The organism is Rheinheimera sp. EpRS3 (assembly GCF_001513785.1).
Classification (GTDB): Bacteria; Pseudomonadota; Gammaproteobacteria; order Enterobacterales; family Alteromonadaceae; genus Alishewanella.
The window spans coordinates 288,960-313,195 of record NZ_LNQS01000010.1 but is presented as its reverse complement, the minus strand read 5'-3'; the positions used below and the strand labels follow the sequence as shown (position 1 = coordinate 313,195).

The window sequence follows — 24,236 nt, the reverse complement described above, 5'->3', positions numbered from 1 at the left end:
AGCAATAACCATATGACAGTCAACTTCTGGTGTCTAAGCTAAAACAACAATAATCTGCCGGTTTTTACACCGCCAACAAAGGCAATTGCTGTTGATCTAAGCGGATAATGTGATCGGCAGTGGTGGGTAGCTGTTGCCAGCTGGCTTGCGTTAAGCGCTGAAACGGCAACATAAACCGTGCCAGTTCGGCTTCTGCCATGCCTTTACCACGGCTTTGCCACAGCTGTTGCTCTTGCTTAGCGCGCCAGCGGCATACGCAATCCCAGTTGGGTGCCTGTAGCCAAATCAGTGGTGTCATTAAGCGCCAATACTCTGTATAAGGCCCCAGCAGTTGTGTATTGACATAACGGCGCCAGCGGCCGCTGCTATCCTCATGTGCTTCCAGCTCATTAACCGGTGTAGCCAGTTTTGCTTCGGTTTGCGCCGGTACGCCCAGACACCAGCCTTCGACAATAAGAATATCCAGCGTTTGTGCCGGTAAGGCGGCAGCCGGTTCATCCAGGGCTTTATCAAATTGCGGCAATGCTACCGGCTCGCCGGCCAGCACCGCTCTGGCATCGGCCAGTGCCTGCGCAATATTGTGCGTACCCGGTACACCGCGCTGTACCAGCAGGGGGTGTACATTTTCTGCCAGTTGCCGGCGCTGTGCTTTGCTCAGGTAGTAATCGTCCAGCGATACGGCGGCAGCGCTGCAACCTGTTGTATTAAACATCTGTGCCAGCATAGTAGCCAGCGTACTTTTGCCGCTACCCTGAGCACCGCTGATGCCAATAATCACCGGACGCGGCAGATTCTGCAGTGCGCTGAATAGTTGCTGCAGCATTTGCCGGTAAGCCTGCTCGGCATCTGCATTAAGCTGCAGATGTTGGAACAGTGCGTTAAGTTGGCTCATTGTTGCCCGGCCTGTTGTTCTTCCAGCCAGCGGTAAAGCGTACGGCGGGTAATGCCGAGCATTTCGGCCGCCTGCTGCTTATTGCCATTGGTATGTTGTAATACCTGGCGCATATAGTTGTGCTGCACCTGCTGCAGGCTGGGCCAACTGGTGTCGCTGGCTTGCTGCGGCACCGCCGATTTGCCCTGATAGCTGACAATACGCTCGGGTAAGTCGTCGGGGGTTATTTCATGGCTGGCGGCGAAGGTATAGGCCCGCTCCAGTGCATTTTGCAGCTCGCGCACGTTGCCCGGAAACGGATAACGGTACAGGCAGTCCAGCGCATCGCTGCTGATACTGTGGACATTCGCCGGTTGTTTTTGTTTTAACTGTGCCAGAAAATGCTGCGCCAGCAGCTCCAGATCGTCGGCACGCTCGCGCAGCGGCGGTATATTCAGCGTAAAGGTTTCCAACCGGAAGAATAAATCGGCACGAAACTGGCTGGCGTCAACCAGCTGTTCTAAATTCTGATGCGTGGCGGCAATAATGCGTACATCAACCGCTACTTCTTCATCGCCACCCACCGGCCGCATGCGGCCTTCCTGCAGTACGCGCAATAATTTGGCCTGCAACAGCAGCGGCATTTCGGCTATTTCGTCCAGCAGCAGGGTGCCGCCATCAGCCTGTTTAAATAGCCCGGCGCGGCTGTTACGCGCACCGGTGTAGGCCCCGGCAGCGTGGCCGAAAAATTCACTTTCCATCAGCTCGGCCGGAATACCGGCACAATTTACTGCAATAAAGGGCTGGCTGGCGCGATCACTGTGTTGGTGTAGTGCCTGCGCTACCAGCTCTTTACCGCTGCCGCTTTCGCCCAGAATTAATACAGCGCCCTGCGCTTTGGCTATGCGCTCAGTTTGCTGGTATAAACGGCGCATAGCACGGCTTTGGCCGATCATACCGCCCGGCCCTTGCTGGCTGCTCTGGCGGTATTGTTGCACTTCTTGTTGCAGCGCTTTATGCGCCAGTAAGCGCTCAACACTCAGCAGCAGATGTTCTAAATCCAGTGGTTTGGTAAGAAAGTCATCGGCACCCTGTTTTAGGGCTGCCACGGCCTGACGCACGGTGCCAAAAGCGGTGATTAGCAGTAATGCCGGTGGCTTAGGTTGCTGGCGTAAGCGCTGCAGCAGTGCCATACCATCAATACCCGGCAGGCGGATATCGCTTATTACCAGATCGGGTGTTAAATCTTCCAGTTGCGCTAACAAGGCTTCGGCACTGTCACAGGCTGCTATCTGATAGCCATGGCTGGTTAGTTCCTCCTGCAGCAGCTCCAGCAGTGCCGGGTCGTCCTCTACTACTGCGATACGATACGGTGAGGCGTTTTTCATACGTTGGCCTCCGGTTTAGCTGCTATTTCTGCCTGTAACGGCAGGGTTATACGCACACAACAGCCGCCCTCTGGCCGGTTCGACAATAACAGTTTACCCTCATGCTCCAGCACAATTTGCTGCACTATGGCCAGCCCCAGCCCGGTGCCACGGCCCTGCGCTTTGGTAGACACAAATGGCGATAACAGCTGCTCGGTACTAAATTGCGGCGGTAAACCCGCGCCATCATCCAGCACACTAATGGCCAGCTCGCCGGCATTTACTTCCACCTGCACTGATACACTGCTGGTTGCCGCCTGCACTGCATTACGCAGTAAATTCACCAACGCCAGTTCCAGCCGGCCGGGATCACCATACAGGGTTACTTTAGGGCACGGCTGTTGCAACTGCGGCTGTGCATCTTCGGCCTGCAATTCAAAACTGAGGCTGTGAATGGCCTGTTGTAATAATTCGGCTACCGACAGCGGCTGGCGTTGTGCCACCGGCGTATAGGCAAATGCCTGTAATTGGCGCACCAGTGTGCTTAACCGCGATACCTGATTACGTACAGCCTGCAACTGGCGCTCGGTGTCTTCATCGTTGTGCTCGCGTAGTACGCGTTGTACACGGCCATCAATTACCGTAAGCGGAGCGCCAAGCTCATGCGCTACGCCACTTACCAACTGGCCTATTACCGCCATTTTTTCTTGCTCTTTTAATTGCTGTGTGAGCAGTTGTTGTTGCAGCTGCTGCTGGCGCAGCTGATGTTCGGCCTGCTGCATGCTGTCTAGCATGGCGTTTAAACCATGGCCGACTTCCTGAAACTCGGCCGGGCCAGACAGCACAGCCCGGTGTTGCAACTCGCCTTGCGCCACCCGTCGCATACTGCCCTGCAGCTGCCATAAATAGCGGCCAATGGCTTTGTTATGGCCAAAGCGGATAATTAAAAAACTGAGCAGCGCCAGCGCGCCCCAGCTAAGCCAGGCCAGACGGGACAAATGGGTTAATGATTGCTCAAAGTCACTGGCGCGGCGGGTTATTTGCAGCAGGCCATGAATACGGCCACTGCGATCGGTTACCGGCATAAACTGCGAATATAACTGCCAGCCGGATACCACACTATAAGATTCCTGCTGCTCGCCGGTACGCACGGCTTCCGAGGCCGCCAGTGAGCGGGTTAAATCAGTTTCTGCCAGCCCGGTCGAGGCTACCAGCCTGCCACTGGTGTTATAAACCGCAGCGCCATAAATTTCATTAATGGCAAACACCGATTCCAGATTCGCCAGTATCGCATTGCCATCGCCACTGAGCAGGGCGTCACTTACCGGGGTACGAATGGCCCGGCCGATTAGCTCCAGATCGCTGCGCAGGCTCTGGCTTACCATGTCGTGGGTAAAGCTAAGGCCAAAGCGGATGGCCAGGCCACACAGCAATAACATAGGTAAAACCACATAGCAGAACAAACTGCGCTGTAAGCTGCCTTGTGGCCAGCGTAGTAAACTGGATAGTTTTGTCACAATGCCTCCTTTGGTGTGTCATAAGTATACACAAGGTTGGCGATATAGCCGAATGCCAAGTCGCCCGTTAAATATAATTTATTAAATTCAATAACTTAAAAACTGGCACGCAACTGGCAATAGCAACATTGCAACAGTAATAATGAATTGTTATCAGAGGAGACTCTTTATGCGTAAAACTTATTTAGCAGCCATTCTGGCTGGCCTTACCCTGTCTGGTGCGGCGCTGGCACAACAAACTGCTACAGAGACGCCTACTCAGGCTGCAGCAGCCACGCAGCAAAGTGCGGTAGATTTGAGTGACGCTAATTTGCTGAAGTTCAGTGTAGCTATGGATTCCATCCAGAAGGTTGGTGCAGAGTATGAAAGTAAGTTCCAGGCAGCCGAAACGCCGGAACAAGCCCAGCAAGTGCAGCAAGAAGCACAGGCTGAAATGGTAAAAGCGGTGGAGGCAGCAGGCTTAACTGCTGACGAATACAACGCCATCGCCCAACAGGCTCAGCAGGACGAAGCTCTGCGTAACAAGATTCTCGCCATGGCGAAAACCCCTGCGTCAAACAAGGGTTAAGTCAGGCAGAACCGCTGGGTAAACCTGCCAGCCAGGCCGGAGCTGATCCGACTGGCTGGCAACCTTTCACTTTTCGCGTTAGGCTAAGTGCAACATTCTGTTGATTCAGTAAATTGCCATGTTAAACGCCGCAGCTAAACCCCTTGTTAAACTGGTTGAACGTTACCTGCCCGATCCTTACATCTTTGTACTGTTACTCAGCATAGTGGTGTTTGCCGCTGCAATATTATTTGAGCAGCAAAGCCCGCTGGCCGTTTTAGGCTATTGGGGTGACGGTTTCTGGAGTTTGCTTAGTTTTTCTATGCAAATGCTGCTGGTGCTGGTTACCGGCTTTATGCTGGCCAGTACGCCGCTGGTAAAAGGCATACTGGATCGCTTGGCTGCCCTGGCAAAAACTGCCGGGCAGGCTATTTTGCTGGTAACGGTTATTTCGTTGCTGGCCAGCTGGATTAACTGGGGCTTTGGTTTAGTAGTAGGGGCGCTGTTCGCCAAAGCACTGGCCAGAAAAGTAAAAGTGGATTACCGCTTGCTGGTAGCCAGCGCTTACTCGGGTTTTGTGGTGTGGCATGGCGGGCTGGCAGGCTCAGTGCCATTAACTATTGCCACGCCGAACCACTTTAGCGAAGCGCAAATAGGCATTATTCCGACCAGTGAAACGATTTTTGCCGGTTTTAACCTGCTATTAGTAGCTTTACTGTTTATTGCCGTGCCGCTGGTAAATTACTTAATACTACCCAAGGCCGGTGACAGTGTTTATGTTGACCCGGCCAAACTGCAGGACGCTGATCTTGCTGATAGCAGCACATCACGCCCGGCCGATAAGCTGGAAAACAGTATGCTGCTGGCGCTGCTGGTAGGCTTTGCCGGTATTGCTTATTTAGTGCAGTACTTTGCCAAGGGCGGCGGGCTTAACCTGAATATCGTTAACTTCTTATTTTTGTTTCTTGCCATAGTACTGCACGGCACACCAAGGCGTTTGCTGCACAGCCTGCAGCAGGCGATTCAGGGCGGCGCCGGTATTGTTATTCAGTTTCCGTTTTATGCCGGAATTATGGCCATTATGGTGCAATCCGGCTTGGCCCAGAGTATGTCGCAGTGGTTTATCAGCTTTGCCAGTGCCGAATCACTGGCGTTCTGGAGCTTTATCAGCGCCGGTATTGTGAATATTTTTGTACCTTCAGGCGGCGGCCAGTGGGCAGTACAGGCACCGGTAATGCTGCCGGCGGCGCTGGAGTTGGGTGCTGATGTTAGCCGCATTGCCATGGCAGTGGCCTGGGGCGACGCCTGGACCAATCTTATACAACCGTTTTGGGCCTTACCGGTACTGGCGATTGCCGGTTTAAAAGCCAAAGATATTATGGGTTTTTGTCTGGTACAACTGGTTATTACCGGGGTAATTATCAGCCTGGTATTAAGCTTTGCCTTTACCTGAGTTTTGCGCGGCCGGAAAACAGGCTGGACAAGGCTACTTTCTCAAATGATAATGGTTATTATTTATATAATTTGCCATTATCAGAGCCCGGATGCCTGCCACAACCAGTTATAACAAAACCCTGCTGGTGATCGAAGATGACGCCCAGATGCGCCAGCAATTAAAGCTGCTGCTGCAAAACCATGGTTATCAACCGGACATCGCCGCAGATGGTGAGAGTGGCGCCAGTATGGCGCTGACCGGTAGCTATGATTTGATCCTCTTGGATATCCGCCTGCCCGGCATCGATGGCTTTAATGTACTGCAACTGTTAAGGCAGCGCGCCAATACGCCGGTGATTATTGTCTCGGCCTGTGGCGCTGAAGCGGATCGTATTCAGGGCTTTACCCATGGCGCCGATGATTATCTGGCCAAGCCCTACAGCTTTGCTGAGTTGCTGCTGCGGATTGAGGCCGTGCTGCGCCGCAGCCAGCCTCAGGCTGCAGTGTGGCAGCTGCAATATCAGGAATTAACACTGGACCGGCGCAGCCAGAGTGCCAGCTGCTATGAGCAGTTGCTGATGCTGACGCCGGTAGAATTTCGCTTACTGTGGGCACTGGCGCAGCAACCGCAGCAGATACTGAGTAAGCGCGTGTTGTATCCGCTGGTGCTGGACCGTAACTTTACCGAGCATGATCGCAGCCTGGATATGCACTTAAGCAGGTTGAGAAAGAAACTCAGCAGTTGCGGCTTTAACACCGGGCGCCTGGTGACACTGCACGGTAAAGGCTTCCGGTTACTATGAACCGGCCGCTGTTTATCCGCTTATGTATGCTGCTGGCGGTGGGTACTGTGCTGTTGTTCTGGCTGATTGCCGCAGCACTGAACCAGCTGGAGCGTCAGCTTAGCATGTTAAGCCCAGCGGCGAGGCAAACATTATTGCAGTACCGCGATCAGGCCGAAGCTTTGTATGACCCGGCCAATCCGGCTGCATTGCAGCAATGGCTTAACCAGTTTCGGCAACAGGAAAATAGCTGGGTTACCGTGGTGCACCTTGATGTTGTCAGTATCGACAGCACCGATTTACAGGCCCGCTTTACCGATGGCTTTATTCTTGGCCGCAGTATCGATTGGCCAATTCATTTACATCTGGACTATAACCCGGTAATGGACCTGCCGTTTATCCACCACCATGCCAGTTTACTGCTGGAACTGCCTGAGCAACTCAGACCGGGCAAATACTGGCCACCGCTGAAACTACTACTGCAATTGTTGCTACCGTTAACGCTGATGCTGCTGGTGTGTTATTTACTGTACCGGCATTTAATGCGGCCGGTAAAGCTGTTACAGCAGCATGCCCGCCAACTGGCCGCCGGCCGGTTAGACAGCCGCGTGCGGCCTGCGCTGGGGCCAAGGCAGGATGAACTGACCGAGTTGGCCGACAACTTTGATCTGATGGCCGAGCGGTTAAGCCAGCAACTGCAGCGTCAGCGCCAGTTTATTGCTGATATGTCGCATGAGCTGCGCACACCGCTTAGCCGGATGACGCTGGCGCTGGACTGCGCCGAACAGCAACTGGATAGCCAGATCATGCTTGCACGGCTGCGGCGCGAGTCTGATGCGATGCAGCAACTGATTGGCAATGCGCTAACGCTGGCCTGGTTGGATAACGAAGCAGGCCAGCTGGCCGCTGAAGCCTTTGATTTAGCTGACTTACTCGACAGTTTATGCAGCGATGCCCGCTTTGAATTTCCTGATCGGCAGTTACACTGCAACTGGCCAGACAGCATGCCGTTAAGCAAGGGCAGCGCCCGTTTGCTTGGCCAGGCGATTGAGAACATTTTACGTAATGCGCTGCGGTTTACTCCGCCCGGTGCCAGCGTCTGGCTTAGTGTCAGCCGCAGCGAAGAGTACTGGATTCTGCAAATCCGCGACAGCGGCCCTGGCGTAGCAGAAGCTTACTTACCTCGGCTATTTACACCATTTTTCCGCGTGCCCGGGGCAGAGCTTTCCGGCTCCGGCTATGGCCTGGGGTTGGCACTGGCGAAGCGGCTGACAGAAGCCGCTGGCGGCAGTATCAGCGCCGCTAATTGCACGCCCGGTTTGTGTATTAGCCTGAAGTTACCCGGCTAAATGTAACAAGTGTAAAAGTGGTTTGCTTCGGCTTGCTGATCTTTACAATGATTAATGATAACTATTCTCATTGTTAAGGATTGCACATGTCTCTGCGCTACTCATTGCTGGCTGTCGCTGTTGCCGCCGCCAGCGCTCAGGCTTTGGCCAATACTGACTCATCTGAGCTGGAAACCATAGAAGTTGTCGGTAAGCGCATTACCGCAGAGCGGCTGATCCTGACTGACGACGACTGGCAAAAGCGCCAGGCGCAGGATTTGGAAGATTTGTTTGCCGAACAAGCTGCACTCAGTGTCGGCGGAGGCTTAGGGGTAGCACAGAAAATCTACCTGAATGGCATTGAAGATTTACTGCTGAATGTATCAATTGATGGCGCCGTGCAATCGGGCAGTATGTTTCATCATATTGGCCGGCTAACACTGGAGCCGGAGCTGCTGCGCCAGGTTGAAGTGCAGGCCGGCCCCGGTGATGCCACTCAGGGCGCAGGTGCTTTAGGCGGCAGTATTGATTTTATCACCAAAGACGCCAGCGACTTATTGCTGCCGGGCGAGCGTTTTGCCGGCTTGGCCAAAGCCGGCTATAGCTCGGTGAATGACGGACAAAAGTATAACCTGACTTTAGCCGGTATGATCAGCGATAACTGGGGCCTGATTGGCAGTTTTTCTGATGTGGATAGCAAGCTGATGCAAGATGGCGCTGGCATTAAACAGCCAGGTACAGCAGCAGAGCAACAATTTGGTTTTGCCAAGCTGACCGGCCAGCTAACTGAGCATCAAACTGTGCGCTTTAGTTTTGAACGCGCCACTGACGACGGCCTGCGGGCGCAGCGGCCAAACTGGCAGGTTAGTAGCTGGAATGCGGTGTATCCGCTGCAAACGGTGCGTAGCACCAGCGCTGTTAACTACCAGTTTAACCCAGACTCTGCGCTGGTTGATGTCAAACTGGCACTGTTTCATAGCGACACCAAACTGAAGCAAAACGCCCGTTTTGGCCTGTATCAGGGCGATATTCAGAATCAGGGGCTGGATTTGCGTAACAGCAGCCGCCTTGGTACGCATCAGTTGGAATACGGTATTGACTACCGGCATGAAGAAACCGGCTTAACGGCACTGGAAGACCCAACAGTGCCGCAGGATGGCGAGAAAGCCCGCGTGATCGGCGTGTTTCTGCAGGACTACTGGGATATTACGCCGCGCCTGCGCCTGAATGCCGGTGCCCGCTTTGACGACTATAAAGTTGATGATGCTAATCAGCAGCGGTTAACGTCTGACGGTATCAGCCCTAACCTTGGCTTGTCATGGCAGCAAACAACAAACTGGCGCCTTTACGGGGGTTACAGCAGTGCGCTGCGTGGCCGCTTAACCACTAACAGCTTTGTACTAGATAGCCTTAGCAACAGCGAGGATTTGCAAGCGGAAGAAGCCCATCACTGGCAACTGGGGTCTGAATGGCGCCAGGGTAACTGGCAGCTGAATGCCAACCTGTTTCAGACCGATATTGATGATGCTATTTCAGAAGTCAGCCGGGTGTACCAGAACATCGGCGATGTAGAAACCAAGGGTTATAACGTGCAACTGCGCTACCGGTTACAGGATTTTTCAGCCTCGGCCAGTGTAAACCAGGCCAGGGCCCGACTAAACGGCGAGCGAATGAATGGCTATGACCATGGTGCCCTTGGCACCACTTTGGGCCGTACCTGGGTACTACGGCTGGAATACGCGCTCAGCGATACGCTGTTAACCGGCTGGGGCAGCCGGGCGGTGGAAGGTGAACACGATATTCCCACCTCAGCCGGCCTGGTGCAGCAACCCGGCTATGCCGTACATGATGTATTTGTGCGTTGGCAACCGGCGATGCTTAATGGCCTGACACTGAACCTGACAGTGCGTAATCTGCTGGATAAATTCTACCGCGATCACGCTACTGTGGCCGATTTCGGCCATCTGCCGGATTTTGAAGGTCTGGCCGGCTTGCCAGAAGCCGGTCGCGATCTGCGCCTGGAAGCACGTTGGCAGTTTTAACCCGATGGGCGCTTGCGCCTGTTATTCTTTCTTGCAGGCAATGTTAACTTATGCGGCACTGGCTAAGAAAAATTCACCTTATTACTGCGCTGCTCAGCGGTATTGTGGTCAGTATTGTCGGTATTACCGGCTCCTTGTACGTGTTTGAACCTGAGCTGACCGCCTGGTTGCAGCGCGATTATTATCAGCCGCAATTAAGTAGCCGGCCTTTTGCCGACGATGCTGCCATTGCCAGCTATATCGAGCAGCAAACGCAGGCGCAGCTGCAAACGCTGCAATGGCCGGTGCGCAGCCGGCAGACTTATGCTTTTAAGGTATTTGACGATAGCAACTGGTACTATTTTGATCAAAGCAGCGGCGCTATTTCGCAAAATAAAGGCGCCTTTAACCATCCGTTTTTTGAGCTGGTTTATAATATCCACGCTAACCTGCTGCTGGGGGAGCCGGGCCGTTATATTACCGCTACAGCCTCACTGCTGTTTGCGTTGAGTAGTGTTTTGCTGGGCCTGTATCTGTGGTGGCCCCGGCGCTTAACCCGCTGGCGCCATGCGCTGAGAATTCACCGCGGTAATGCCAAACGCTTTAATTTTGAATTACATAGCGTTAGTGGTGCCCTGTTCGCGATACCATTATTTATCATGGCTATAACCGGCGCTTATTTTTTATATACTGCGCCGCTGCAAAAAGTACTGGATGTGCTGACCTTATCAGCGCCTGCACCGGCAGATCCCTGGCAACAAAAGTACCAGTTCAACATTCCGCAGCAGCCGATGTTAAGCGCAGCAGAGGTGGTACAGCATATGGCGCAGTATTATCCGCAGCTGTATCCGCGTAATATCTGGTTTGCTGAGCATAGCGACGATGCCCTGGTGTGGGGTTATCAAAACAGCCTTAGCCTGCACAGCGGGCCAAGGCGGCGTGCTTTTATTCATGCCAACCCTTTTACCGGCGAAGTGCTGTCAAGTTATGATCCTGCCACACTACCGCGTGGTGCGGCACTGGCCAGTGCCTGGCTGATCCCGCTGCATTTTGGCGAATTTGGCGGCATTCTTACCCGGATACTCTGGTTTATTGGCGGTTTTTTGCCGCTGCTGTTGTTTGTCACCGGCATTAAAATGTGGTTGAACCGACGGCTGAAAACCAGCACTAAACAGCCTTAAGCGGCGCACCGCGCTGCTTACGGCTGGGCCGCAGTATTACCAGTTATAACTTAAGCTTAACTCGACGCTACGTGGCGCACCGAAAAAGCCCTGATTATAAAAGTCGATGCTGGAGTAGTACTTTTTATCAAACAGGTTGCGCACATTAAAGCGTGCGATCAGTTGCTGATTAATGTCATAACTGGCCATCAGGTTAACCAGCGTATAGGCCGGTTGCTCTGCTGTTTCGCCATTAGGGCCTACATTGGGCTGGGTCATTTTGCTCTGCCAGTTAATGTTAGTACCCAGGGTTACCGGTGCCAGGCTGCCGTTCAGGCGGTAAATGGCGCTAAAACGCAGCATCTCTTCCGGCAGATAGGTGGCAAAAGCGCTGCCATCGGCCTGCTCTGATGTGTTGTGGGTGTAACTGAAATACAGATCCAGCGTGTCCAGTGGTTTACCGGTTAACTCCAGCTCATAACCCTTACTGTTAGTGCCTTTTACACCGCGCATTGGGAAGCTGCCATCCGGCAAGGGTGCGGTAAAGTTGGGATCCCGTTCGGCAACGTTGTCTTTTTCTACCTTAAATACAGCAATACTGGCGGTAACTGCATCATTGAGGAAATCCCCTTTAATACCCAATTCAATGTTGCTGCCTTCTACCGGATCCAGCCGCTGGTTATTGGCATCACGCGCATTTTGCGGCTGAAAAATCTCGGTATAGCTGCTGTACAAGGATAGTTTTTCTGTGACATCGAATACCACACCGGCATAAGGTGTATTGATATTGCTGTGCTTATAGTCTGTGGCGGCATCCATGTCGTAGCTGCTAAAACGGTTACCAACAATTAATGTCAGTTTGTCGTGCAGGTTAAACTGGCTGGCAATATACAAGCCTTTTTGTGTATCTACAGCGCTGTCGGTTAACGGCTGGGTGGGGTAAGACGGCTCGGCAATACTGCCATCCCATTGCCAGAAATTACCTACCACCAGTGTGTCGCTGGTATAAAACGAATTGGCGCTCATATCCTGCTTTGAATACAGCAGGCCGGCAGTTAACTGATGTTCGCGGCCAAACAGCTGATAGGGGCCGGAGGCGAATAAGCGCAAGGCATCCTGATCGCGTTCGGCCTGGTAAACCATTGGAAAGGCATTCATGCCAAGGCCGGTGGTTTTATCCGGAAAACCAGACAAATACAGCAAATGCCCGTCCATTTCGTCATGGCGCCGCTCCAGCTCTAAACGGAGATCCCAGCCATTGGTAAAGCCATGCTCCAGGGTGGCAAAAGCGTTTAAGCCTTTACGCTGCCAACTGGACCAGGAGGCCGCTGTAGTGGTAGAGCGCGATATATCGTTAGCCGCACTGCCGTCGGCATAAAACAGCGGTAAAGCGCCCCAGGTTGAACCTTCCGGGTTACGTTCGCTGTAATCCACCCCCACCGTTAAGCGGGTATTGCTAGCCAGCGCGGCAGTGGTTACACCATACAGTTGCAGGTTGTCTTCTTTGGCTAAATCGATATAGCTGTCGAACTGCTCGTAGGCAGCGGCAAAGCGCGCCTGTACCGCACCATCATCAGTAAGATTTAACGATTGATCGGCTTCCAGCCGCACGCTGTCCCGGCTACCCAGCTTGACACTGGCGTAACCGGCGGGTTCAGCCTTGGGCCTTTTGCGAATAAGGTTAATAGCAGCCGAGGGCTCACCGGCACCGCTTAACAAGCCACTGGCACCGCGCACCAGTTCAATGCGGTCAAACAAAATGCTGTCGGTCACCGCTTCATTAAAAAAGCTGCTGTATTGCACCGGCACGCCGTCAAACTGAAAATTAGTAATGGCATTGCCGCGGGCGCGGAAAAAATAACGGTTGGTTTCTGCCTGCTGCGCCTGAATGCCGGGGGCCAGTGCCATAATGTCGGCCACGCTGTCCAGCGAAAACGCACTGATAAAGCTGTCATCAATAATAGATACCGACTGCGGTGTTTCGCGTAGCGTCAGCGGCAAGCCTGTAGCCGTAGCTGCGCTGTCCAGCCGGCTGCCGCGCACCTGCAACACTTCGACGTCAGCTTCTGCCGTGCTTTGCTGTGCCTGTAACTGTGGAGTCGCCAGCGCCAGCAAGACGGCAGCGGAAAGAGTGGTTAAACGAAAAGCATGGCTGATGTTCACAACAGATCCTTATCAATAGAAAATCGGTCTTATTCTAAATGATAATTAATCTCAATTGTAATCTTGGTTGATAAGTATTCTTATTAACATTAATATAGTCGGCATTAATCAGGTACATCAGTGTAATCACAGGCAGTTTTCACATGGCTAAACTCAGCAACCGTTTCTGGTTTCAATTACATGGCTGGTTTTCATTACCAATATGGCTGATTTTCTGCTTTGTTTGCCTCACCGGCACTATTGCCGTTTTCAGCCATGAACTGACGTGGCTAACCAACCCGGCTTCGCGCGCGACAAACCCGGATAACTTAGCGGCCAGGCCGGTAGCCGAACTGGTAGCAACGGTACAGCAAGCCTACCCGACTGCCGCTGTTGGCACAGTAATGGTATTTGAACCTTATCTGGTTAATGCAGTAATGTTTACCGATCACGATAAGCCGTTTGCTATTGCTTATGTAAACCAGTACAGCGGCGAAATTCAGCAAGTAAATGAAGGTATTACTTTTATCGGCTTTATGCGCAGCCTGCATGGCTGGTTATTATTTCCTTGGCCGGGCAGTTACAGCGTAGGTTATTACTTGGTGTCGGCAATGGCCATAGTGATGCTGGGCGCGCTGATCACCGGCCTGGTGATCTACAAAAACTTCTGGCGCAGTTTTATCCAACCCAAAATCCGTTTTAATCAGGGCAGAAAAACCATACTGACCGATTTACACCGGTTGGCCGGGGTGTGGTCGATCTGGTTTTTAATGCTGATGAGTGCTACCGGCCTGTGGTATTTGGTGCAGGCGGTAATGTGGCATGCCGATGTTGATATAGAGCCGCATGCGCCTATTGTGGCTGTAACCGATATGCCGGCTGAGCATACCACACCACCGGTCAGTTTTGCTGATGCGATGCAAATTACCCAACAGCGTTTCCCGGATTTTCGCCCCAGTTACCTGATGCTGCCAGAGCATAACCGCGGCATGTATACGCTGATGGGCGGTGGCGACCATATTTTCTACGATGAGCAGTCTTATAACCTGAGTATTAACCCCTGGACCGGCGAGATTGCCCACGAGAAATCACCGGAATCGATGACGGCGTTGCAAACGGTAATGCATATTGCTGATCCGTTACACTACGGCACTATTGGCGGTATCTGGACCAAGGCTATCTGGTTTCTGTTTGGTTTGATCTTGTCCGGCATGTCGATTACCGGCTTTATGATTTGGGGCAGCCGCACCGTTAAAGCGGTTCGGGCCAGCCGTAGCAGCGAAGCATTGCAGGAGATTAACCATGGCGCGTAGTAACAGCGTTTGGCAGCGGCACAAATACAAACTGAATGGCCTGGTACTGGTATTGCCATTCTGGTTTTTATATCAGTCACTCACGCCGGAATTTCCGCCCGCCTGGCCGGCACAGCAAGTAGGACAATTTGAAATTGCCCCCATGCCACTGAACCTCAAACCACCTTATGCCCATCACGATGAGTATGTAAAAGATTTTATGCTGATGTTCGGCCAGGGTGATGTCAGCGATATTCGCCAGGGTTATGTCAATATTGGCCCGGCGCCTCTGCCAATTGAAGAACTACAACAAGGCGATGAAGGCATTTTGCACGGCAGCCGCCATGGCCAGCATGTGCATGCGATAGCGCCAAAGCAGTTTAGCGCCACGGATAAACTCTGGCTGACCATTGAAACCTGGCAGGGTGAACTGCTGACCAGCAGCTGGGAACTGCCCCCTGAATTGCTGCAACAAATTCTGCCATAGCCTGATCGCGCCATAGTTTTTGCCCGTAACCTGTGCCATGCCAGAATAAAACACAGGTAGTAAAGGGTGACAATAGCAATTATTGGTGCCGGAATCGCCGGAGCTGCGTGTGCCGCTCGGCTGACACAGCAAGGCCACCAGGTAGTCGTGTTTGATAAAGGCCGCAGTGCCGGTGGGCGCATGAGCAGTAAGCGCACTGAACAGGGCTACCTGGATTTAGGTGCGCAGTATTTTACCGCCCGCAGTGAGGCTTTTCGGGCGCAGTGTGCTAAATGGCTGCAAGCGGGCACTATTAGCCGCTGGAACGGCCGCTTAGCTGTGTTTGATGACAGCGGCCTTCACCCTTCACCTGATAATACCGCGCGTTATATTGGCCAGCCTGCCATGCAGGCACCGGTTGTGCAGTTGCTGGGTAACATCAGCCTGCATTGCAACTGCCCGGTAGACCAACTGCAATTTGATGGTAACCACTGGCAACTGTTTAGTAAGGGTATTGCGCTTGGCAGCTTTAGCCAACTGGTGCTGGCGATACCACAGCAGCAAGCCAGGCAGTTATTACAACCTTTTCTACCGCAAAGCGCCCGGCTGACAACACTATTCGCCGCTACGGCGCTGTTGCCATGCTGGGCAGTAAATATTCAGCTTGAGCAACCGTTACTGCCGTATGACGCTGTTTTTGTTAAAAACCATTCCATAAGCTGGCTAGCCCGGCAAGCCTCTAAATCAGGACGTTGCAGCGCAGAGCACTGGCTGTTGCATTTCAGCCCGGCGTTTTCAGCCCAGCATCTTGAAGCCAGCACTGAAGCGATAGCTGAGCAGGCTGTTATAGCCTTACAGCAGATAAGCGGGCAGCCAATAAATGCGGTAACAACCCTATGCCATCGCTGGCGTTATGCCCAGCAGGCGCCGCAGTACCCTGTGTCGGGCGCGGTATATTTACCGGATTTAGCACTGGGTTTGGCCGGAGACTGGCTTAACGGCGGCCGGGTAGAAAATGCCTGGTTAAGCGGCGTACAACTGGCAGCGGAGTTAGTGTTATGACGCAGTCTGTGTTGGTTATTGGCGCCAGTAAAGGTATAGGTTTGGCGCTGGCCCGGCATTACGCGGATGCAGGCGCAACCGTTTGTGTTATCAGCCGGCAAAATAATAGTGTCGGCAATGCAGGCCTGCACTGGCTGCAAGACCCGTTGTTATCTGAAGAGCACAGTGCACAGGCGGTAAAGCAGGCATTGCTGTATCAGCCGGATACCATTTTCATTTGTAATGGTGTATTGCACGACGACAAAGCCATGCCGGAAAAAACCATTCGCCAGCTGGATACCGCCATCCTTGCTCAGCGTTTTTTAACTAATGTGCAGGTGCCGGCGTTATACCTGAAACTGTTATTCCCCTATCTTAGTAAGCAAGCCAATGTGCGTGTGCTGGCACTTAGCGCTAAAGTAGGCAGTATCAGTGATAACGCTCTTGGCGGCTGGTACAGTTACCGTATCAGCAAAGCTGCGCTGAATATGCTGGTGAAAAACTTCAGCATTGAAGTGGGCAGGCTAAACAAAACTGCCGCTATTGTCAGTGTTCACCCTGGCACCACAGACACCGCATTGTCAGAGCCCTTTCAGCAAAATTTACCGCAGGGGCAATTGCAAACCCCGGCTGCGACTGCACAGCGGCTGGCACGCGTGGCCGCCGGGCTTAACGCAGAGAAAACCGGCTTGCTACTGAATTGGGATGGCACAGCGCTACCCTGGTAAATTGTGTCTGGTACGTTTTTTAACCAGGTTTGAACTATACTGTTTTCGCAGTCCGGCGCAGTTATCGTAGTAAGGTCGCAGTTAGATATGCCGTTTTTCTGACATAAGGAGAACAGTGATGGCGGCTTCGAAACGGATAATAATTTGTTGTGACGGTACCTGGAATGAGCCCGATGATATTCCCACCAATGTAACTAAACTGGTACGCAGTATTAAGCCCACCGCCAGCGATGGCATACATCAGGTGGTGTTTTATGATGAGGGTGTTGGCACCGGCGGCAGAATAGACAGATTTATTGGCGGTGCCTTTGGCCGCGGGCTGGAAAAAAACGTACTCGATTGCTACCGATTTTTGGTACACAACTATGAGCTGGGCGACGAAATATATTGCTTTGGTTTTAGCCGCGGTGCTTATACCGCCAGAGCTTTTGTCGGGTTAATACACACCGTTGGCCTGCTGGAAAAAGACCAGCTTGATCAGATGCGGCAAGTATACAAATACTATCGCACCCACCCGGAACAGCGGCCGCAAACACAGTATTATGACAATTACCGGCCGGAAATCCGGATGGTAGGTGTGTTTGATACCGTTGGTGCGCTGGGGGCGCCCACGCCATTTCTGGGGAAACTCACCCGCGGCTGGGTAGGCTTTTTTAACACCCATATTTGTGAACAGGTAAAACATGCCTATCATGCTCTGGCGCTGGATGAGCGGCGGGCGCCGTTTCAACCTGATTTATGGACCGGCAGCTTAAAAGATGATCAGTACGTGGAGCAATGCTGGTTTGCCGGCGTGCATTCTGATATTGGTGGTGGTTATGAAGAGTGTGGCTTGTCTGATATTCCACTGCAATGGATGCTGATTAAAGCCTGCGCGCTGGGGCTGGAATTTAATGACGAGTATTTACTCACCCTGTGTCAGCCCGACTTAAACATGCAGGTGCATAACTCTTATTCGTACAGTTACAAATTATTGGAAAAAATGGGAGCCGGTGGATCGGTGCGGCACATTTATGGCGATCCGGCCAACCCTCCTATTAATGTCAGTATTCATGATAGCGTGTATCAGCGTATAGCGGGCGGTAAATACCGGCCACAAAACCCCGATTTTCCAACTGCAGACAAACTGGCCGACCGGCGCAGGCAAATCCGCTATATGGCCACCGATACCCCTCTGGCCCAGCTAACGTTAAAAGAGTTTGCCGCCCATTGCCAGTTGTTGGATTTCAGCCAGGGCGGCGGCGCGCGTATTCAGTACAATGGTGAGCTGAAAAAAGGCGACAGCGTAAGCATTGAAAGCGAACGCTTTGGCAGCAGCATTGCGCAATGTGTATGGAAAAAAGGCAACCAGTATGGCCTGCAATTTGTTGCCTGAGGCCAGTGGTTACCTTAACGGATGTTACAAGTAACGCAGCCAGGCCTTTTTACTGCTGTGCTTGTATTGGCTGAACCATTTGGTGGGCCAGTACAGCAACACAGCCAGCACTATGCTAATCAGCCAGATTAGACTTAACTGGTTTACGCCAAACAGCGCGCCCTGATTTGGGCCAAACAGTGCCATACAGATACTGTACAGCGCCAGCAGCACGTATAAATGCAGAATATAGAAGAACATGGGTACTGAACCAAAGGTTACCAGCACCTGTGCTGCCTTATTTTGCCAGCGCTCCATTTGCGCCAGCAGCAAAAACATCAGCCCCAGGGTTACCAGTAAAAAATGCAGCGAAGGCGGATACTTGGTAAAGTTTAATATTGCCATCAGGCTTTCTGACGCTGACGCCTGCAGTTGCCAGGGCAGGGTTTCGCCATAGATATTAAAGCCACGCAGCAACACCAGCAGCAGTAAACAGGTCGCGCCAAGGCGTAGCAGCCAGCGCCGCCTTGTTGTGGCTGCCATGGCATATAAAGGCCCAGCGACATAGCCAAGCAGAATTACACCAATCCATGGCAGTACCGGGTAGCTGGCCCTGATATTCAGCCCTTCGCTTTGCAGCAGGTAGTTGCGGTCATGCAAGATAGTCCACAGATTATAACCCCACTCGCCGGGCATAAAGTTAATTGGCGTTAGCGCATTATGACCAAACACAATTAACAACCCCAGCACCGCCAATACGCGATACGGCAGTGCCAGCATAGCAGCCAGGGCCAGCATACTTACGCCAATGGCCCAAATTACCTGCAGCCAGACAGTATGATAACTGCCCATCCACGACACGGTAATTACGGTGACTTCCAGTGCTATTAAAAACAGGCCGCGTTTAAATAAAAAACCACGGGCAGAGCGCGGTGCGCTTTGCACCGGGTGCGCATATAGCCAGGCCGATAAACCGGTTAAAAACACAAACACCGGCGCGCAAAAATGCGCGGCAAAGCGGCTGAAAAACAGCCCCGGCTCGGTAATGCTAATATCCATCGGATCGGATACTTGCACATGATAATAAAAACGCTCGCGTACATGATCCAGCAGCATTAGCAGGATCACCAGGCCGCGCATCATATCAATAGTGTCTATACGTTTTTTCACTAAAGCGGTTGTCATAATTTCACCTTCAGAAGCGGTAACGGATACTGGCCTGATAGTTCAGCGGTTCGCCCGGCACTGTCCATAATTCGTTGTACGAGTTATGCACATAGTGGCGGTCGAACAGGTTATTAATATTTAGTTGAGCGCTAAGCTGCGGCGTTAATTCCATACTGGTAAACACGCCAACCAGCGTAAAAGACGGTAGCTGATAATCCGGGTTTACTGAATCGCCCAGCCGGCTGCCGACATAACGCAACCGTATACCTGCTTTGCTTTCTCTACCGGCCAGTTGCAGTAACTGGGTCAACACCAGGCTGGCATTATGTTTGGGCACATTGACCAGCCGGCTGCCGTCTGGCACCTGGCTGCCCCAGTCGGCGTTTAGTGCCTCGCCTACGGTTCTGGTATCCATAAAGGCGTAGGATAAGTCGGCATATAGGTTGTCATTCAGGTGGCTGTGTATATCCAGCTCAATACCACGGCTGCGCGCTTTGCCCAACGTAGCCTGAAAGGTAGCATTAAGCGGATCCGAGGTCAGAATATTGGATTTTTCCGCATCAAACAGCGCCAGCGTACCCTGGGTAGCGCCCAAACTAAACTTAGCGCCCACTTCAAACGACTCACTTTCTTCCGGTTCAAACATATTACGGTTAAAGTCTGTGCCGCTTAGCGGCACAAAACCTTCGGAATAGTTGCTGTAAAACGTTAACCCGGGGTGATATTCGTACACTAAACCTAAGCGGGGGCTAAGCCGGGTAAACTGCTGGCTGCTGGAAATATCCGACACCAGCTCGGTTAATTCCTGGGTGATGCGGTCAAACCGCACTCCGGCAGATAAATGCCAGCGCTCGGTTAAACGCAGCTGGTCCTGCACATATAAGCCGACACCGTGCTGGGTTTCGTCGTTAATATATAAATTAACCGGCTCTGGTGCTGTACTGCCGTACACCGGCTGGTAAATATTCAGGCTGTAGCTGCCCGCCGGGCCACGGTATCTGTCCAGCCGGGTATACAGGCTGTAGTCAAACGCATCGGCACCCAGCAAGATGTGGTGCTCAATACCACCCAACTGCAGGTTGCCGCTAAGCTCGGTACGTACGGTTAAATCTTCCGAATCGTAATCGCGGTAACGGCGCTGGCGGGTCAGGGTTTCGCCGTCAGTAAACAGGCTTTGGCGGCCGGCGGCCAGTTCTGCGTCAGACGAATAGCCCTGCAGCGCAGATTCGCGATAGCCCACACCGGCCAGTAAGGTCCAGTCCTGCCATAGGGTGGTGTCCAGTGTTAACTGGTGGCCGGTAGCATCAACTTCAGTTGGGCCGTCGTCTGGCTCACCCAGATAACGCGAGCGTGGTAATGTATGCAGGTTATTGTTCAGTACCAGCAAACCACGGTCAAACAGCTGCTCTTGTTTCAGGTATTCAAATTCATAATTCAGCGTGCTGTGGTCATTAACGAGATAACTGACAGACGGCGTAAACACGGTTTTTTTATTGCCGACATAATCCCTAAAGCTGTCGTAGTCCTGCACTGCGCCATTAACCCGGACAGCCAGTTTGTCGTTAACGCCGTTGGTGTAGTCACCTTCTAAGCGGTATTGATCAAACTTACCGGCCGATAACTGCAAATAACCTTCCGGCGCAAACTGCGGCTTTTTGGTAATAATATTTACCGTACCGCCGGGTTCTGAGCGGCCAAATAGCGCCGAGCCCGGGCCTTTCATAATTTCAATATATTCAATATTGGATAAGTCGCGGTTACCGCTAAAACCGCGACCGGCATTAAAGCCGTTTAGCAGGTACCCCGATGGCATATTTTCATTGCCGGGAAAACCGCGGATAGAAAAGCTGTCCCACAGACCGCCACCGTTATTTTGCCGCGCTATGCTGCCGGATAAATCCAGTGCCTGCTGAAAACTGCTAATGCCATTGTCGGTCAGCAGCTCCAGGCTAAGAGTTTCCAAAGCCTGTGGCTGCAGCTTTAGCGGCACATCGCCGCGATAAGCCTGCTTATGGCGCACGCTGATATGTTCAATTGCTGCTTGCTCGGTACTAGCCAGCTCAGTGTCGGCCTGTGTAGCAACATTGGCGTGTACATTAAGGCTGCTTGCTGCAGTGGCAAGCAGAAGAAAACACGGTAGCGGAGTTATCGGTGACATAGGGATCTTATTACTACGACAAAAAGATGTTATAACATAACATAATTGCTTGGGGGATGCAGCTGCTTTAACGCAGAGAAAGCACCAGTCGCTGTATTGTTGCGACTGGCGCAGTTTAAACCAGGCTGAATGGCTCAGGGCAAAGCCGGGCCTCCGTCGGGCCATTAACAGCTTTAAGCTTTGTTTGCTTTCAGGCGACGAAACACCAGTACAGTAGTGCCAGCCAGCACTACGGTGCTTAGCACGACAATCAGTAAATGTAACCACAGTGCAAAGCCCTGATCTGCCGCGACGACTTTTAAACCCAACTGGCTCAGGTGATAACTAGGCCACAACCAGGCCAGTTGTTGCAGTGCTTGCGGCAGCATAGTGATAGGTAGCCATAAGCCAGACAAAAAGGCCATTGGCAGATAAAGCAAGTTGACCACGCCGGGTGCGGCTTTGTCACTCAAAGTTAACCCCAGAATTAAGCCAATAAGTGCAAATGGCAGCGTACCTGCTAACAGCAGACCAGCCAGTATCAGCCACTGGTTGGTGAGCAGCCGCACGTTACCAAACAGCGCCGCTACGCTGAACAATAGCAAAATAATAACCAGAGCAAACACCAGGCTGGTAAAAAGCTTGGCCAGCAAATAGGCGCCAACCGGCATGGGTGATAACCGTTTTAATGTCAGCCAGCCGTGGGCCCGGTCACTGGCGATATTCATGGCAAAATTAAACATCGCCGGGCCCATAATGCCAAAGCAGCCATAACTGACAAGCAGGTAAGTGGCATTGCCACCAGCAGAAAACACCACGCCGAAAAACAGATAAAACATCAGCGGAAAGGCCAGTGATGGCAGCACAAAGCCAGGTGTGCGCCAGACACTGATTAGATCGTACCAGGCTTCTTTTTTATAAATGCGTAGTGTGCTCATGCTACTGCTCCTTTGCTGTTGTGCTTTGCGTAAGTTGTAAAAACGCTTGCTCCAGCGCTACCGGCCGCACTTCAAGATCTGTGACATGGCTGTCCTGTGCTAACAGGGCGCGCAAAGTTTGTTCTATCTGGTTACTTTGCAGCACAACACTGTGCGGCAGGCGGGTTAGCTGCTGTACTGCGGGTAGGGCAGTTAGCTGCGCATCATCTAAAGTGCTGCAACACTGAATAAATTTATAGGCTGTCATGGCTTTAAGTTGTGCCGGGCTACCCTGGGCAATAATCTGGCCGTTGTTCAGTACCAGAATGCGATCAGCCAATTGTTCTGCTTCTTCCAGATAATGTGTGGTCAGTACCACGGCAACCCCCTGTTGTTTTAATTGGCGCACCTGCTGCCATAAACTACGGCGTGCTTCAACGTCCATACCAAGGGTGGGTTCGTCCAGAAACACCAGCTGCGGTTTACCGGCCAGTGCCAAAGCAAATAATAAGCGTTGTTTCTGCCCACCGGATAACCGGCCAAAACGTTGATTAGCGTGGTTATCTAACCCGGCCAGGCTAATCAGCTCTGTGGCGTTGTGACCATTTTGATAGTAGCTGCTGAATAAATCACATTGCTCATACACGGTTAAATTGGCGCTCAGGCTGCCAATTTGCATCATTACCCCCAGTTTTTGCCGCAGAGCCGTGCTTCTGGCCATCCCGCTTTGCAACTGGCCAAATAGCCTGATCTGGCCACTGTCGGCGCTAACCAGGCCTAAAACGGCAGAAATCAGCGTGGTTTTACCGGCTCCGTTAGGCCCGAGGATACACAACACCTCGCCGCTGGCCAGTGCTATGTCGACACTGGCCAGTACCGTTTTATCGGCATAATGTTTGGTCAGGCCGGTTACCTGTAATGGCAAGGCAGACATTATTGCCCCCGGTGCGGATGTTGTTGTAAAAACTGCTGAATTTGTTGGTTCAGCCACTGTGGTGCGTCGGCCATAATAAAATGCTTGGAATCACGGGCAAAAGCAAAGCTGTGGTATTGCGTTGGCGCATTGGCCAGCTGCTGTTCATAGTTGGCCTGCACCTGCTCGGGCGTACTGTATGGCGCGCCATGTTGTAATGCGCCCAGCGTTAGCACCGGCACGCGGATATTATTCAGCTGTGGCCGCAAATCAGCCTGCATCAGCTCGCCCATTACCCGGCCACTGGTCATACCGTCAGAGCGGTACATATCAGCAACAATACGTTGCTGCCAGCTTGCGTCGTTGGTCATACCTTTAGCCATGGCCATAGGGTCAAAGTTGCCACGTTGTGGTTTGTTATCAGCAGCCCCGGCAGTAGTTGCCGTAGAGCCCTGTGTATTACTTTGCGCAAATAGCGCGCCAAGTGCCGGTAAACCATCAACATTGATAACAGCGCCAATTTGCTCTGGCGCATTCGCGGCCAGTGCCAGCGCCAGATAACCACCGAGGGAGTGGCCAATTACCACCGGTTTATCCAGCTTTTGCTCATCGATATAGCGTAAAATCGCTTGTTGTTGCGTCGCCAGATAGCCCTCACCCCAGCTTGGCATTGGCAGCGGTGCTACCCCGGCAAAACCGGCCAGGGTGAAAACATGCAGCTGATAATTGCCCTGCAACGCATCAACCGTGCTTTGCCACACTTCACCGGACGACGCCACGCCGGGAATTAAAATAATTGCCGGGCCCTGGCCCGTTACTTTTACCTCAAAACAAGCACAAGCCTGTTGCTGCGCAGCAACGGCAGTTTTTGCTTGTGCTGCTGCGGCACCCGGGCTAATTAAGCTGCCTGTTAAGGCCAGCGACAGAACCAAAGTATTGATGGCGGTGTTTAATGTTTTCATATTGTAAGCCCCGTAAGTGTTGATATGTTTGTAATGTTGACGGGGCCAGTTTAGGTTGCTGTTACGGCGGGTACAGCTAACGCTTGTCAT

Annotated in this window: 20 protein-coding genes; 11 read left to right on the top strand and 9 right to left on the bottom strand. The window is 52.4% G+C overall.

Annotation, left to right across the window (positions count from 1 at the left end):
• Window positions 1–64 precede the first annotated feature (64 nt).
• The 3 genes from AR688_RS16845 to AR688_RS16835 are packed head-to-tail and all read right to left on the bottom strand — an operon-like array spanning window position 65 to window position 3,755.
• Window positions 65–892 (bottom strand): kinase, encoded by an 828-nt coding sequence (locus AR688_RS16845; protein WP_197412266.1) that lies wholly within the window; start codon window positions 890–892, stop codon window positions 65–67.
• A complete protein-coding gene (locus AR688_RS16840; RefSeq protein ID WP_068236716.1) occupies window positions 889–2,259 on the bottom strand; it encodes a sigma-54-dependent transcriptional regulator in 1,371 nt (456 codons plus the stop codon). Before AR688_RS16840 ends, AR688_RS16845 begins: the two co-directional genes overlap by 4 nt.
• Window positions 2,256–3,755: a sensor histidine kinase gene (locus AR688_RS16835; RefSeq protein ID WP_197412265.1), complete on the bottom strand. Its 1,500-nt coding sequence runs from the start codon at window positions 3,753–3,755 to the stop codon at window positions 2,256–2,258. The genes AR688_RS16840 and AR688_RS16835 overlap by 4 nt, the downstream gene beginning before the upstream one ends.
• Before the next feature lie 169 nt (window positions 3,756–3,924).
• On the opposite strand from AR688_RS16835, the gene AR688_RS16830 reads away from it, so the two are divergent.
• The 6 genes from AR688_RS16830 (at window position 3,925) to AR688_RS16805 (ending at window position 11,048) form a co-directional block, all read left to right on the top strand.
• A complete protein-coding gene (locus AR688_RS16830) occupies window positions 3,925–4,323 on the top strand; it encodes a DUF4168 domain-containing protein (protein WP_068236713.1) in 399 nt (132 codons plus the stop codon).
• A 118-nt stretch (window positions 4,324–4,441) separates the two neighbouring features.
• Window positions 4,442–5,755 carry a short-chain fatty acid transporter gene (locus AR688_RS16825; RefSeq protein WP_068236710.1) on the top strand — a complete coding sequence of 438 codons (1,314 nt, stop codon included), beginning with the start codon at window positions 4,442–4,444 and terminating at the stop codon, window positions 5,753–5,755.
• Window positions 5,756–5,846: 91 nt separating this feature from the next.
• Window positions 5,847–6,539, top strand: coding sequence for a response regulator transcription factor (locus AR688_RS16820; RefSeq protein ID WP_068236706.1), 693 nt, complete (start codon window positions 5,847–5,849; stop codon window positions 6,537–6,539).
• Entirely contained in the window at window positions 6,536–7,867 is a 1,332-nt protein-coding gene (locus AR688_RS16815) for a sensor histidine kinase (RefSeq protein WP_068236703.1), read from the top strand. Before AR688_RS16820 ends, AR688_RS16815 begins: the two co-directional genes overlap by 4 nt.
• A gap of 86 nt (window positions 7,868–7,953) precedes the next feature.
• On the top strand, window positions 7,954–9,888 hold the full coding sequence (locus tag AR688_RS16810) for a TonB-dependent receptor domain-containing protein (protein ID WP_068236700.1): 1,935 nt from the start codon (window positions 7,954–7,956) through the stop codon (window positions 9,886–9,888).
• Window positions 9,889–9,938: 50 nt separating this feature from the next.
• Window positions 9,939–11,048, top strand: a complete 1,110-nt coding sequence (locus tag AR688_RS16805; protein ID WP_068236697.1) for a PepSY-associated TM helix domain-containing protein — start codon at window positions 9,939–9,941, stop codon at window positions 11,046–11,048.
• Window positions 11,049–11,084: 36 nt separating this feature from the next.
• On the opposite strand, the gene AR688_RS16800 is transcribed toward AR688_RS16805, so the two are convergent.
• On the bottom strand, window positions 11,085–13,190 hold the full coding sequence (locus AR688_RS16800; protein WP_197412264.1) for a TonB-dependent siderophore receptor: 2,106 nt from the start codon (window positions 13,188–13,190) through the stop codon (window positions 11,085–11,087).
• Between the two features lie 143 nt (window positions 13,191–13,333).
• On the opposite strand from AR688_RS16800, the gene AR688_RS16795 reads away from it, so the two are divergent.
• From AR688_RS16795 to AR688_RS16775, 5 genes are all read left to right on the top strand, one after another.
• Window positions 13,334–14,482 carry a PepSY-associated TM helix domain-containing protein gene (locus AR688_RS16795; protein ID WP_068236695.1) on the top strand — a complete coding sequence of 383 codons (1,149 nt, stop codon included), beginning with the start codon at window positions 13,334–13,336 and terminating at the stop codon, window positions 14,480–14,482.
• The gene (locus AR688_RS16790; protein WP_068236692.1) at window positions 14,472–14,948 is read left to right on the top strand and encodes a hypothetical protein; all 477 of its coding nucleotides are present in this window, start codon (window positions 14,472–14,474) and stop codon (window positions 14,946–14,948) included. Before AR688_RS16795 ends, AR688_RS16790 begins: the two co-directional genes overlap by 11 nt.
• A 66-nt stretch (window positions 14,949–15,014) precedes the next feature.
• Window positions 15,015–15,989, top strand: coding sequence for an NAD(P)/FAD-dependent oxidoreductase (locus AR688_RS16785; RefSeq protein ID WP_068236689.1), 975 nt, complete (start codon window positions 15,015–15,017; stop codon window positions 15,987–15,989).
• On the top strand, window positions 15,986–16,696 hold the full coding sequence (locus AR688_RS16780) for an SDR family NAD(P)-dependent oxidoreductase (protein ID WP_068236686.1): 711 nt from the start codon (window positions 15,986–15,988) through the stop codon (window positions 16,694–16,696). The genes AR688_RS16785 and AR688_RS16780 overlap by 4 nt, the downstream gene beginning before the upstream one ends.
• A gap of 118 nt (window positions 16,697–16,814) precedes the next feature.
• Window positions 16,815–18,071 carry a phospholipase effector Tle1 domain-containing protein gene (locus tag AR688_RS16775; protein WP_068236683.1) on the top strand — a complete coding sequence of 419 codons (1,257 nt, stop codon included), beginning with the start codon at window positions 16,815–16,817 and terminating at the stop codon, window positions 18,069–18,071.
• Window positions 18,072–18,095: 24 nt separating this feature from the next.
• Here the strand turns inward: AR688_RS16775 and AR688_RS16770 are convergent, their stop codons facing one another.
• The 5 genes from AR688_RS16770 to AR688_RS16750 form a co-directional block, all read right to left on the bottom strand.
• Window positions 18,096–19,235 carry a DUF1624 domain-containing protein gene (locus tag AR688_RS16770; RefSeq protein ID WP_068236680.1) on the bottom strand — a complete coding sequence of 380 codons (1,140 nt, stop codon included), beginning with the start codon at window positions 19,233–19,235 and terminating at the stop codon, window positions 18,096–18,098.
• Window positions 19,236–19,245: 10 nt separating this feature from the next.
• On the bottom strand, window positions 19,246–21,375 hold the full coding sequence (locus AR688_RS16765) for a TonB-dependent siderophore receptor (RefSeq protein ID WP_068236677.1): 2,130 nt from the start codon (window positions 21,373–21,375) through the stop codon (window positions 19,246–19,248).
• Between the two features lie 173 nt (window positions 21,376–21,548).
• The gene (locus AR688_RS16760; protein WP_068236674.1) at window positions 21,549–22,292 is read right to left on the bottom strand and encodes an ABC transporter permease; all 744 of its coding nucleotides are present in this window, start codon (window positions 22,290–22,292) and stop codon (window positions 21,549–21,551) included.
• A 1-nt stretch (window position 22,293) separates the two neighbouring features.
• Window positions 22,294–23,205, bottom strand: a complete 912-nt coding sequence (locus tag AR688_RS16755) for an ABC transporter ATP-binding protein (RefSeq protein ID WP_068236671.1) — start codon at window positions 23,203–23,205, stop codon at window positions 22,294–22,296.
• Window positions 23,205–24,146, bottom strand: a complete 942-nt coding sequence (locus AR688_RS16750) for an alpha/beta fold hydrolase (RefSeq protein WP_068237267.1) — start codon at window positions 24,144–24,146, stop codon at window positions 23,205–23,207. Before AR688_RS16750 ends, AR688_RS16755 begins: the two co-directional genes overlap by 1 nt.
• Between the last annotated feature and the right edge of the window lie 90 nt (window positions 24,147–24,236).